The 12,917-nt window shown below is 48.2% G+C and carries 8 protein-coding genes; 3 read left to right on the top strand and 5 right to left on the bottom strand.

Annotated features, from left to right (window positions below; all coding sequences use genetic code 11):
• Window positions 1-171: 171 nt before the first annotated feature.
• From H6750_14560 to H6750_14550, 3 genes are all read right to left on the bottom strand, one after another.
• Window positions 172-1,806 (bottom strand): VCBS repeat-containing protein, encoded by a 1,635-nt coding sequence (locus H6750_14560; protein MCB9775530.1) that lies wholly within the window; start codon window positions 1,804-1,806, stop codon window positions 172-174.
• Window positions 1,807-2,983: 1,177 nt separating this feature from the next.
• Window positions 2,984-4,285, bottom strand: a complete 1,302-nt coding sequence (locus H6750_14555) for an O-antigen ligase family protein (GenBank protein ID MCB9775529.1) — start codon at window positions 4,283-4,285, stop codon at window positions 2,984-2,986.
• A gap of 245 nt (window positions 4,286-4,530) precedes the next feature.
• Window positions 4,531-5,496, bottom strand: coding sequence for a KpsF/GutQ family sugar-phosphate isomerase (locus H6750_14550; protein MCB9775528.1), 966 nt, complete (start codon window positions 5,494-5,496; stop codon window positions 4,531-4,533).
• A 490-nt stretch (window positions 5,497-5,986) separates the two neighbouring features.
• On the opposite strand from H6750_14550, the gene H6750_14545 reads away from it, so the two are divergent.
• Window positions 5,987-6,634 carry a hypothetical protein gene (locus tag H6750_14545; protein MCB9775527.1) on the top strand — a complete coding sequence of 216 codons (648 nt, stop codon included), beginning with the start codon at window positions 5,987-5,989 and terminating at the stop codon, window positions 6,632-6,634.
• A gap of 58 nt (window positions 6,635-6,692) precedes the next feature.
• Window positions 6,693-7,661: a Gfo/Idh/MocA family oxidoreductase gene (locus H6750_14540; protein MCB9775526.1), complete on the top strand. Its 969-nt coding sequence runs from the start codon at window positions 6,693-6,695 to the stop codon at window positions 7,659-7,661.
• 11 nt (window positions 7,662-7,672) lie between these two features.
• Here the strand turns inward: H6750_14540 and H6750_14535 are convergent, their stop codons facing one another.
• On the bottom strand, window positions 7,673-8,428 hold the full coding sequence (locus H6750_14535) for a hypothetical protein (GenBank protein ID MCB9775525.1): 756 nt from the start codon (window positions 8,426-8,428) through the stop codon (window positions 7,673-7,675).
• A gap of 1,481 nt (window positions 8,429-9,909) precedes the next feature.
• Here H6750_14535 and ilvD point away from each other — a divergent pair.
• Window positions 9,910-11,583, top strand: a complete 1,674-nt coding sequence (ilvD, locus tag H6750_14530) for a dihydroxy-acid dehydratase (protein MCB9775524.1) — start codon at window positions 9,910-9,912, stop codon at window positions 11,581-11,583.
• Window positions 11,584-11,612: 29 nt separating this feature from the next.
• Here ilvD and H6750_14525 read toward each other — a convergent pair whose 3' ends face one another.
• Window positions 11,613-12,830 (bottom strand): hypothetical protein, encoded by a 1,218-nt coding sequence (locus tag H6750_14525; protein MCB9775523.1) that lies wholly within the window; start codon window positions 12,828-12,830, stop codon window positions 11,613-11,615.
• Between the last annotated feature and the right edge of the window lie 87 nt (window positions 12,831-12,917).

Here is a 12,917-nt window from a genome sequence, read left to right as displayed (position 1 = left end):
ATAAATCTGTTCCTCATTCCCTGCCCCCAGTTCTTAGATGAAATTCCCCTAATACTAGTCCTACTGCAGAGTTCTTTAAATCCTTGGGTCCTCAACTTGACATGACCCCCATTCCTAAAACGAAATGGGGGTCACAAAAGCAAGAAACCTTTATGCAACGGTTGATTCAAGCTAATTTTGAATTTCCCAGGACGTCGACGCGGTGCCGGGGAAACCGGCGGAGGTCATGGTCACTCCATTCATTAGCCACACCGCCACCGCACCGCTCGCGGTATTGCGCCAAATAATATCCGCATTGCCATCGGCATCGGTATCGCCCACTTGCCGAATTTGCCAGGCTGAGCTCACCACACCTAAAGAGCCGGTAGCGGAGGGAGCCGCTGTTCCATTCAGCAACCAGACCGCAGCACTACCATTCGTGTGCCGCCAGACCAGATCCGCCCTACCGTCACCGTTCAGGTCCCCGACCCCCTGAATTTGCCAAGACGTCGATGCGGTGCCAGGGAAGCCCGCGGAAGTCATGGTCACCCCATTCATTAGCCACACCGCCACCGCGCCGCTCGTGGTATTGCGCCAGATGATATCCGCATTCCCATCGGCATCCGTATCACCTACCCCTGAGATTTGATAGGCTGAACTCACTACACCTAATGAGCCGGTAGCGGAGGGAGCCGCTGTCCCATTCAGCAACCAGACCGCAGCACTACCATTCGTGTGCCGCCAGACCAGATCCGCCTTACCGTCACCGTTCAGGTCCCCGACCCCCTGAATTTGCCAAGCCGTCGATGCAGTGCCGGGAAAACCAGCGGAAATTAGGGTTCCCCCGTTCATCAACCACACCGCTACCGCACCGCTCGTGGTATTGCGCCAAATGATGTCCGCATTCCCATCAGCATCCGTATCACCCACCCCCGCGACCACCCACGCCGAGCCCACACCGCCTAAAGATACAGTGGAGGAGGGAGCCGCTGCCCCATTCAGCAACCAGACTGCGGCATTACCATTCGTATGTCGCCAGACCAAGTCGGCTTTGCCATCCCCATTCAGATCCTGCCCAACGGAACTAGATGCGGACTCAATCAGCCTGACCGCACTACCATATTTGCCAAGCCCTTCATTTCCCATAGTTCCATCAAAGCTAATGGTCAAAACCACGATCCCATCGCTGCCGGAACGGACCTCACCCCACCGCGCAACATAGCCATTATCATTATCCGCCGGTAGCCGAGTCGATGTATCTGACGGCCCGGAGAAGATCACCCCCCCGGGCTCACTGGGATTATCACTGGCAACCGAACTCGTGTTCGTAAAAGCCTCCTGCCCGGAAAGAGTCACGAGTGAGGCCCGATCCCACGCATAATTGTTTCGATGAGCAAAGAAGCTCAGATCATAGGTCTTACTCGGATTGAGCCCGCTAAAGGTCAAAACCAGCGAATTGCCATCATAAGAAATCGCTCCCAGCCCGTTGACCTTGCCATCAAAAATAGTAAAGCCATCGCCGGTAGTGGGATTTGCTCCTTGAGTGGCCTGCGTAGTGCCATCATATGAGCCCCCCGTCACAGTCAGGGTCACGCCCGTATCGAGGCCAGTGGCAAAATCCTTCAATAAACCAGTAGCGGGCAGGCCAGATCCCCCGTTGGGAGAGGTAATCTTTGTAATATTCGTTTCAAGCTGCCCAGTGCCCCAGGCGAGGTCATTGTAGGCGGTAAAACCTGCCGCAGAAGCCATAGACGCCGTCCCCATAGCCAACATAGCTGTCGCTAGCGACCCCGCTACCCACATTTTTCGACACTTATTCCTTTTCATAAATCCGCCTTTCTTTATCATCTCTACAGGAATTCCAATCTTAAATGGAAGCTGTTCATTTCAATCTCCAAAAAAGATCCTTCCCGGACAATTGTTATGACACCCCCTCAAAAACATGCATATGCACATACTGCAGTACATTTTTTCCTTCTCGAACATATTTAAATGTTTGGGGGAGTAGGACCCCAAATTACCCGATTTCATAGATTGCTTCAAATATTCTCCCTGTAACCACCTCCTTTGTGTCTCCTCAGAAATTGAGCCGTTTTTCATGGAGGAACAATTTCGGAACGACCAGCCCTCATGCATATTGATACTGGTTGCCTATTGAAAAACTGATGAATATCTTTCTTACGACTTACCAGAGCAAAACATCTGCCATGCTTCGATTTACCACGATTAGTTCCGCGCTTTCCTTCGGTCTCAGCGCGTTATGTGAGCTAAATGATCGTATGGAATAGTTTTTGAAAACCGTTTTTCGAAAATTGTAAAAGGCTTTGACAGATTTTGATTCCCAGCGGCTTCTGACCTGAAGAAAGCAAAAACATCTTCCAAGAGCTAATGTAATAGGCTTCTAACATAGATAAATTTTTCGACGACACGGAAACTCTTATTACCCAATGCTCCCAAGCGAATTGTTGATTATTCGACTATTTTGAGAATTTCAAATTCTTTTCGAATTTTCTCCTTCATTGCTTTCGGTTAATCCAAATTTCTATTTCTAATTTTCCTATTCATTTTCTGAGTCCCTAATTTGGTGGATCCCTGAACGAATGCAATTCTTATTTGTTTAGTTAACCATGGGTAAGAATGAAATCAGGCATGGATTGACAATCTTGAGCGAGAGAATTAAAAAAACCACATCAGTCTCATGCGGCTAATTTTGGATGAAGTTTCTAGAATTCCATCAGTGGCAGGGTGCGTGGTTACAGACAAAGAACACTATATTAAGAATTTTGATTGACCCTTTATTGAAAGATTATATCACCGGATCAGACCAACCATTCAGGCATGGCTTTTTTCCATCGAAATTTTCCAGAACAGGGTAGACCATTTTTACCGCTCATGAAAATGGGGAAGCCACAGGGTAAGAAGAGCTATAAATGATTATTGATCGCTGAACATAATTGCATGGTTTAGCCCCTATAGCATTCACCAAATCTTCTCTATACAGTTGCTAGCCACTTCTATGCCCTGACCGGTTGTATTTTCCCTCCAGTTGTGAGTGCGAAAGAACCACACTCGTCCCGACCAGTATCCAAAATAGATAAGAATGGCTTCCGCCGAAACTGTCCTCAAAAAAAATTCTGACCGAAAATCCAAGGACCATGAGAAATATTCCCATCTGTAACCACCGATGTGAGGAATGAATAGCTTTGGTCCATTCCTCATAAATGCCAAATCCCACTTTGGCGAGCAACCAAAGAAACAAGGCCAACCCTGGCAATCCAGCCCCCGTCACCACCATGAGATACCAGTTATGCGGTTTTTCGGGAATATCGGGAATTCCGAGGTTCGCAGCTTCCAATTCCAGGATATTTTGCCCATGCCGCTTTTCTAAAATAGGCACGCCATAACCCACACCAACAATTGGATGGTCCAAAATATCTGCAGCACTAAGATTCCATAGTGCTAACCGAGCCTTAATAGTCCAGGTATTGAAGGTTTCACGATGTAGGCCCGATTGACCAAGGACCACTCCAACCGAAAAAAATACCACCAATCCCATCATGAGCAAACGAAACGTGTGACGTTTCTGGACAAGAAATCCTCCAACAATTATTTGCGTCAGACAGGCTAACCAGACCCCACGACTATAGGAAAGCACTAGGGCCAGGAAAGAGAGAAAGATGCCACAACCTAACATCACCCGTTTCCATAACCTAGTCACCGCCAAGAATCCCGTGATGAACAGAGGGAAAACCATCATCACATTGGTACTCAGCCAGGTAAAATCTGCGCCGCCTTCTTTTGGAAAACCCGCACGGATCGTGCGATCCAAAAGATTCCCGCCTCGCTCCCAAAAATCAATAAGGGAATAGGAGTAACAGGCCATGGCCCCTACCAGGAAGACGGGCAGAGCCTTTTTTAGAAAATACTCATTCCGTTGTTCCTGCACAATCAAACAGGTGCCATAGAACACCGCCAACTGTGCTACAATTTTCTGCCATTCCTGCAGACTGATCCAAGGATCAATTGAAAAAGGAATCGTAAAGGCAATCCATCCTACAAAACAGATAAACGGGACAAGGAGCGGAACATGAATCCAGAGAGGCTTTCGCTCCACTACACAAAGGAGTATTGCCATACCCAGAAGAGGGAAAAAGAAATATTCTTGAATATGAAACAGTCTGGGAGAAAACCCCAAAAGAATAACTACACAAAGCCCCCACCCAAGGGCAGGCCAAAGATTAGAACTGGAGAAAATCCTTGAAGAAGAGGTGCTGCCAACCTGTCCCACGTCTGAGTCCATGCTCATTGGATCAATTCATTTGAGACACGGTAGATCTCGCACATGAAACCTTTTCAAATTAACCCTCATTAGTGGTTCACAGGTGGGCAAAAATACGTGAAACTCTCTTTCCCAAGATGCGGGCAAATGAGCATCCCGCAATCAGGGAACATACATGGATGTTTCCTATCACCCAGTATTCTAATCATCTCAAACCACATTCACCCCCTCGAAGCAGACTCAGGCCTTGGCCCATCGACAAGAAATCCTTGCTAAAGCCCACGGGAAATCAAATCATGAATATGTATCATGCCGACGACTTTTTCCTGTCGATCAAGGACGGGAAGCACGGAGATGGGCTTTTCCCGTTTCTCCATAAACTGAAGAACTTTGACGGCTTTTTCATCCTGATATACCCAACTGGGTTTTGGATTCATGACCTCTCCAATCGTGAGAGCGAAAAGATTCCCCCCCCCTTCCAACACCCGACGAATATCAAAGTCAGTAATCAATCCCAATAAACGATTATCCTCATCAATGACAGACACCGCGCCGGCACGTTTACTTGTCATTTCACACAACATGAATTGAATCGTATGAGAAAGGCGAATAACCGCATTGGCTTCACCGGTTCGCATCAAATCCCCAACGTTCAAAAGCAGTCGTTTTCCTAACTGCCCACCAGGGTGAAACATGGCATAGTCGGCTGGTTGAAATTTTCGCAATTTCATCAAAGCCATGGCCAGCGCATCCCCTAAGACCAAGGCTGCGGTCGTGCTACAGGTTGGTGCCAGATTGAGCGGGCAAGCTTCTTCTTGTATGGGCGTCACAAGAACAAGGTCGCTACTTCGTGCCAGAGTGGAGTTTGCCCGCGCGGTAATGCCAATCATTCGTGCTCCAATTTTTCGAATAAATGGAACCAGTGCCAGCAATTCTTCGCTTTCGCCTGACTTTCCTACCGCGATCACTATATCGTCTTTGCCCACAATCCCAATGTCCCCATGCAACCCCTCGGAGCCATGCAAAAACACCGCAGGTGTACCGGTGGACACCATCGTAGCCGAAATTTTATTCGCTATCAGGCCGGATTTCCCCACCCCTGTGAGAATCACTTTTCCCTGACAGGCTTGCAACATCTTTACGGCCTCCTCGAAGGGAGGACCTATGCTCTCCTCAAGGTGCGCAATGGCTTGACCTTCCAGCCTGATTACCCGACGAAGTTCTTGAAGAATATCCATAAGAATCTGACCGTTTGATCGCTAGTAAAATCGGTTTTTCCGGCAAAATGTTTCAAAGTGAAACTATCATAAAATAAACAGTTAACTTTGGTTCTGTCTCAGAAAAGGCGCAGGCTTCCCCCGCACCTGAGGAGCACCTTCGCTATACTGGAGAACCCCAACAAAGAGCTTTCCTATTGACGCACAATAAAAAGAAGGATTGGAAACGGTGATAGGAGGAACTCTTGCCCCTTATTGGGAAAAGACCTTTTTCCTTGGAAGAGCGTCTATGCCTAATCAAGTGTATCAATACATAAAATAGTAATTCGGGTCAAGTTGAGCTAGGGCTTAACTTCCTGGCTTGGACCATGACCCCGCACCTTCCTGTTAGGGCTATTATCTCCTTCGCCGAACCTGGTACAAAGAAGGAAACCCAAGACATCTCGAAAGGCCCACACCAAGGATGAAACCTCCAAAATTATCATCTGCCACAACTCAAGAAATTACCAGAATGTATAAAATGTTAGACTATCATGGGCTTGGCCCAGTTTATTGCGACGAAGGTGGAGACGCGTTTTGGGAGGATCGCCGAGGCCCTTGCAAGAAACTGGGGATCGCGCTTGCGAAAGCCCTCCGCACCAGGTTGCCCCCTATGGGGCGAAGTTTATATGTGGGCGCAGGAGTCCCAGAGATTCCGGTTTTGCTTATGGAACGGCTGGAATTAAATCGAACAGTATGTCCCTATAATCTTCGACAAGCAGAAGTGGATATTCTCAACCAAGCCGGAGGGGAAAACGGAATCCATTTTTACTGCGGGTCGGCAGAGACTGCGACAGGCAAGGTTGATCATCTTTGGATTGTCAGTGTGCTGAATGACCCTGAAGAATTTCCCAATCTATCAGTCCTTTTTTCTTACGGCCGTGCGGACCCTCTGGCATTTGACGTATCGGCCTTTTCACATGAACGGGAAACAGGAGTTCGCTTATTTGCCAATTGCATGGCCAAACTTACCCTCCCAGGGTTGCTTACGACCTCGGTGGAAGAAATGCCCTGGGTTGAACACTGGTGCCACTTACATGGCATTCCCTATCAGGTTGAGAATCGGACTTATCCAACAGCCCTGGTAGGCGATCCCGTATGTTTTATACACATTGGATGAGAACAACTCCTTTTTTGTTTATCACTCCTGGGGGTTAAGGCAAAGGACCAGGGTTGTTATGAAACAGATTCGCCTTGGATTAATTGGCGTCGGACGACACGGCTACCGTTATCTTCACCATTTGCTCTCCGTCGAGACGGGAGGAAAATTAATTGCCATTAGCCGAAGAAACATGGAAGAAGGTATTCGACTTGCCACTGAATACTCCCTCCGCTTTTACCCGAATTATCAGGATCTTTTAGCCGATTCGACTATTCAGGCCGTTGTGATCGTAACCCCTCCCTCCCTCAATCTTCCCATTGCCTTAGAAGCCATACAACATGGTAAGGCGGTTCTTCTAGAAAAACCCCTCGCCCTAAACCAGATACAGGGCCGCCAAATCGTTGAAGCCGCTACCCGGGCTAGAATCCCTGTTATGACTGCCCAGACTCTGCGGTATGAGTCAGCAATCCGGCAATTGCAAGCCATTGCCTCATCCTTAGGCCAATGGCACTATCTTGTTTGCACCATGCGATTCGAATCCCGCCAAGGGTTGTCTGCAACAAACGCATCATGGAGCAATTATGGGGCCCTCATGGAATTTGGGATTCACTTGCTGGATCTGGTCCGTGTCCTCACTCAGGATGAGATCCATTTGGTCTCGGCTGATATTTGTCGACCAACGGTCCAGGATCCGGAAAATCAGGCTTTCATTAAACTGGTTACGCAAAGAGGGCTTCCCTGTTATCTCGATATTTCACGTGTCAGCCAGGGACGAGTCACCCGGGCAGAAATTATGGGATCAAAAGGGCAAGCCTCAGGTGATTGGACGACCAACATCGTTCGAAAAATTTCCGGAAGAAATGAGACACTAGACTACCCCTGCCCTCCCAGTGCAACGTTGATTGAAGTGCTTCGAGACTTTTGCCTGGCGATTCGAACCGGAGGCCCAATGCCCGTTACCGCAGTAGATGGATTACGAGCAGTCGAAATTGCTGATGCGTGTTACCGATCCGCACAGACCGGAAAATCTGTTCTCCTCAATTAATCACGGTATTTTCATGACCGGTCTCCTGGCATCTGCGCTCTCCACCCCTCATAGGCCTCATGGATGGATAATCCTTTTAAACGATAGGCTGCGTCGGCTTCGCGAAAGATTTTTTCAATCAGTTCCCAATCCTGCCGGGAAATATTATAGCGCTGAAAGATTTTAACAAGAACTGGTTTCTCCCACATTGGTATTATGTGGTTATAGCTCACAAGGGCCTGTAAGAATTTTGATGTTAAACCACTTTGATAAATTGACGGTAAAAACCCTGCACTTTCCTTTTCAAAATGCTGTTCAACCGCCGCCGAGAAATATTCGCTCAACTCTGAGGATTGAGATTTCACTAAGGCCGACTGCATTTGAATAAGGCCATGTATCAGCTGATTAGCCTGGGAGGTCCCTTCCGGTGGAAGAACATCAGCACTTTCAAACGTGGCTAAGAGGGCCATGACAGAACCAACCAAGACCGAGCCAGTTCTCTGTGAAGAAAAATCTGGCGAATGCTGGGGGGACGAGGCAATCTCGCGGTCAGCAAAAAATAAATGAACCGGCACCCACGGTTTATACGTATAGGCTAAGCGAACGCTTATCTTCTCCTTCTGAATTGGCTTCAAATTTCCAATTTCTGAAAAGGACTCATTCTCCAAACCTCCCTCACTTCTACTTAGATCAACCTCCCACAGAAAAAAGGCAGCCGCCCCCATCCATACAGTCAAGAAGATCCACGAGGATTTACAAGTGTTACCCTGGTAGATCATCAGATTCATGCCCTCCACTAGTTCTTTGAACCATTTCCTTGCCGCGCACTTACGTTTTCAGCCAAATACAATGAATGGTCAAAGAACCGTTTTATTATGAGTCCAATAGGCAACCGGCAGATTCTTCCTGTGTTTTGAGGAAAATTTTTGGCTTCAGGGTAAAGAACCCCCACTTCCCTAACAGACAATTTCGATAAAATTCCATTGTCTTATTATCCCTTCACAAAATTACAGCCGGTACCATTTTTGCTTCGTTATTAAGAACAACCGATGACTTCATTTTCACTCTAGTACCTTAATCATGAACAACCCCTTACGCACTTCTCAACTGCCTTCTTTCCAATGCCCAGTGAACTCGAACCTTCCCCGATCACTTCGTTATTACCAAAAGGGCACCTTACACCCCAAAGCCTGGTTTTCAATTGTGGAAAACGATTACACCCAATTCCTGGGTGCCGTAAATTGGGATTCGCTATTTCCAGAACACAACGCAGGCTATCAAGTACTAGACATTGGATGTGGACCCGGCCGATTTCCGAAAATATTGCAGTCATGGCTTCCGTCAACAATACGCCTTCATTATGATTATTTGGACACCTCCCGCTATTATCTCTCCACCTGCAGACAGTCTCTGCGCCGGCCATTTCTCCCCAGACATGGCTGGCAAACCAACTGGGATAATGCTGAACAGCTCCTGACTCCAGGTTCTTACGATGTGGCATGGGCGATCCAATCCTTCTCCTCCCTGAATCATGCCTCTCTCCATACTTCATTGTCCCGACTTATCTGTGCTCTGCACCCATTTCGGGGAACAGCATGCATTGTCCTTGCCAAGCAAGAGGCTTTTTTCTCACAACTGCATCACACTTTCTTTCAAGAATGTTCCCCTCACGCTCCAGCACCCTATCTTTCTGCCGAGTCAGTAGTTGCTGGTTTAGAAAAGTTGGAAGCTCCCATCACTATTAGAGAAATAGCCTGCACCCATAGCATTTCAATCCGGCATGATCGCCTTTTAGAACAATACCTCCAACAAGTCGTCATGGATTCAACCCCTCTGCCAAACTGGATGAAGCAGCCCAGATTACGGCAGCTAGTAGATTCCTGCCGTCATGGAGACCTCTATCATTTTACCAATCCATATTGGCTCATATTGTGTACACCCCCATCTGCAGGAGCCGGAGGGAGGCTTCGGCTCCAGCAATACCTCTCATCGGTAACCTCTTCCAAACTCGCCTCCTAGGCATGTCACAGGCAAAACCGCCCTCCTTGCCATGTCAGTGGACAGGTCTATGTGACATCTTCCCCCCTGCGCATCCATTTCTCCTCTTTTGCTTATTCCTAGTAAATCATCGTCGCCAGGGCTGCACGTGTAATCTTTTATCCTACCAACATTGACCATTTTCCCAGCATTATGAGACATTCAGGAAACGAATCATCGACTGCCCTTATAATCCATTCATCAACGGTTATGATCGAAGGAGCACTGTTTCATGTCAAAAACCTTGAAGAAAAATAGCCTACCCCTGACTGAGGGTCCGGACCGTGCCCCCGCTCGCGCGATGCTCAGGGCCGTGGGCTTGACCGACGACGACTTTACCAGGCCCCTCATCGCGATCGCGAATACCTGGTCTGAAATCACCCCTTGCAACTATCATCTCCGCGATCTCGCGGCGAGTGTGAAACAAGGAATTCGTGAGGCGGGAGGGACCCCCATCGAATTCAACACGATCGTAGTCTCGGACGGTATCAGCATGGGGACCGAGGGGATGAAAGCCTCTTTAATTAGCCGAGAAGTGGTGGCGGATTCCATCGAATTGGTGGTTCGCGGACATCTGTTTGACGGAGTCATTGCCTTGTCGGGTTGCGACAAAACCATACCAGGGTGCGTGATGGCGCTGGCCCGTCTGAATCTTCCCTCAATTATGCTCTATGGAGGCTCCATTATGCCTGGAGAATTCCATGGAAAACCGGTATCGATCCAGGACGTCTTTGAGGCCGTAGGATCACACGCCAAAGGGAAAATGACAACGGAGGAGCTGATTGAATTAGAACGACGCGCCTGCCCAGGGGCCGGCGCCTGCGGTGGTCAATTTACGGCCAATACCATGTCAATTGCGTTTGAGTTTTTAGGAATTTCCCCAATGGGATTCAATGGCGTGCCGGCCCTCGACCCCAGAAAGCACCAAGTGGCCAAGGAATGCGGAAACATCCTGATCAATCTCCTGAAAAATGATCTTCGCCCACGGGATATTATTACTCGCCCCGCATTGGAAAACGCCATCGCGGCAATCGCCACTACCGGTGGATCTACCAATGGCGTCCTCCATCTTTTAGCCCTGGCCCATGAAATGTCGCTCCCATTAAATATTGACGATTTTGATACCATTAACCGCCAAGTCCCGCTCCTGGCTGATCTGAAACCAGGAGGTCAGTTCATGGCAGCCGATCTTTATCAAGCAGGAGGCACACCGTTGGTGGCAAAATGGCTTTTAGAATCCGGCCATCTCCATGGAGACCAAATCACCGTCACCGGACGAACGTTAGCTGAAGAAGCTGCCACAGCCAAGGAAACTTCAGGGCAAACAGTTCTTTTTCCCCCTTCCCATCCAATAAAACCAACAGGAGGACTTGTGATTCTGAAAGGCAACATTGCCCCAGAAGGCTGTGTTGTCAAAGTGGCTGGTCATGCCAAATTGGCACACCATGGGCCGGCCAAAGTCTTCGACTGCGAAGAAGATGCATTTCAGGCCGTCCAACAAGGAAAGATCGTGAACGGGGATGTCGTCGTTATCCGCTATGAAGGACCACAAGGCGGACCAGGGATGCGAGAGATGTTAGGCGTGACGAGTGCTATTGTGGGGGCAGGATTAGGCCAATCAGTCGCGCTTTTGACCGACGGACGGTTTTCCGGAGCCACATATGGCTTCATGGCTGGACACGTCGCCCCCGAAGCCGCAAAAGGAGGACCTATTGCGGTGGTTCAAAACGGCGACCTGATTCACATCGATATTACTTCGAGACGTTTGGACGTTGAACTTTCAGAGCAAGAGATTCAAGGCCGTTTGGCAAAATGGACTCCACCACCACCACGCTATACAAACGGTGTCCTGGCCAAATATGCCAGGATGGTTTCCTCTGCATCCCTCGGAGCCGTAACTTCTTAACGGATCACCCTCTAGGGAGGGAGCAGTAATTATTTTTTAAGAGGAACGTTCAACTTCTTTTGGGCAATCTGGACCGATTGAAAAGCTTTGTCCTTTTGCCCAAGCGCCGCTTCTTGTTCAACCTTTTTAAGGAAATCCTCTGGTCCGTGTAAAGGGGCATACGTGAGAGTCACCACTACATCCATTGATGGCGCATCCTGTGGTGTGGGAAATGTAAAAACCTCTACCCGCCTCTCCTCAGGCTTCAGAAGTGTGTCGCGTAATACCTTTTTTGCCTCAAAATCAAAAATCGTCTCTTTTTCCTCCGCATCTCCAAAGGTCCGCTCATAAAAACGTTGTTCGTTGTAAACCTTTTTGAGATTTTTCCCAAAAATGGAAAGATCAACGACAACCCGAGACCAGCCGGGATGCGGCAAAGGCAAATTATGCGGAACCAGGCTCTGAATATTGACCTGCACATGAGAAGTCTCGGGAGTGGTCTCAGTGGTAAAATCCAAGGTAACAGCTTCCGCGCGGACTTTTCCGAATCTCCCGGGGAAACTGTGATTGGCGACCTTCCTGACCTTCTCCCCATTAGCAGATTCATCAACTGCCTCTGGCATATGACAGGATTGACAGGGCTTCCCATTGGTTTCAGATTTGGTTTTTTCCCAAGGTCCAAGCCACCCAGGAAGGTCCTTGGCAGAGCCTGAGATCTTTGGGAGTGAATCATGACAGGTCACGCAGAATTTTGACTCTCGGTAGAGATCCAGCTTCTGTGATTGATGTGCCAGATTTTCAGCGGCTTTATCATATCCTCCAAAAATCGTCGTTCCCAATTGAAATGTTGGCATTGGTGGATGGGAATTCATATCCACATCCTGAATAAGATGGCATTGGGGGCATCCGACTCCATCCATCTGTGGATCCTTTGATTGCACTTCCTTAATGAAACGAGTCAAGTGGTCGGCATACTCAATAATGTGCGGAGCATGACATCGAAAGCACATTGCATGATCTTTTTTATCCGTTGAAGCCAGAAATTGGTCCAAGGTGACTCGGAAGGGAGCAGTCACAATAGAGCGCGATTGAGCCGAAGCTTCCCATTCTTCGAAGACCCTAAGGTGGCACCGTTTACATTTTTCGGAATTAGGAAATGATTTCTCTAATGGTTTTTTGGTTGAAGACGATTCACCTGCAAACAAGCCTTGAAGAGGCGCCATCAGCAGAAAACATCCTAAAACCAGCAAAAATATTCCACCCCTCATACCTATACTCCTTGAGGCACTCTTTTTGTAGCTTTTCCTCATCAGATAATCCTTTTATGTTATTCAACTAAAAATCTGGAGGTTCCT

Source organism: Nitrospiraceae bacterium (assembly GCA_020632595.1).
Classification (GTDB): Bacteria; Nitrospirota; Nitrospiria; order Nitrospirales; family UBA8639; genus Nitrospira_E.
Note: the sequence above shows the minus strand (reverse complement) of the source record. Positions and strands in the feature narration are given on the sequence as shown.

What these genes read in the sequence shown, in the direction of transcription:
- H6750_14545 (MCB9775527.1), top strand. Translation starts at nt 5,987, where the DNA reads ATGTATAAAATGTTAGACTATCATGGGCTTGGCCCAGTTTATTGCGAC.
- H6750_14560 (MCB9775530.1), bottom strand. Translation starts at nt 1,806, where the DNA reads ATGAAAAGGAATAAGTGTCGAAAAATGTGGGTAGCGGGGTCGCTAGCG.
- H6750_14525 (MCB9775523.1), bottom strand. Translation starts at nt 12,830, where the DNA reads ATGAGGGGTGGAATATTTTTGCTGGTTTTAGGATGTTTTCTGCTGATG.
- H6750_14550 (MCB9775528.1), bottom strand. Translation starts at nt 5,496, where the DNA reads ATGGATATTCTTCAAGAACTTCGTCGGGTAATCAGGCTGGAAGGTCAA.
- H6750_14555 (MCB9775529.1), bottom strand. Translation starts at nt 4,285, where the DNA reads ATGAGCATGGACTCAGACGTGGGACAGGTTGGCAGCACCTCTTCTTCA.
- H6750_14540 (MCB9775526.1), top strand. Translation starts at nt 6,693, where the DNA reads ATGAAACAGATTCGCCTTGGATTAATTGGCGTCGGACGACACGGCTAC.
- ilvD (MCB9775524.1), top strand. Translation starts at nt 9,910, where the DNA reads ATGTCAAAAACCTTGAAGAAAAATAGCCTACCCCTGACTGAGGGTCCG.
- H6750_14535 (MCB9775525.1), bottom strand. Translation starts at nt 8,428, where the DNA reads ATGAATCTGATGATCTACCAGGGTAACACTTGTAAATCCTCGTGGATC.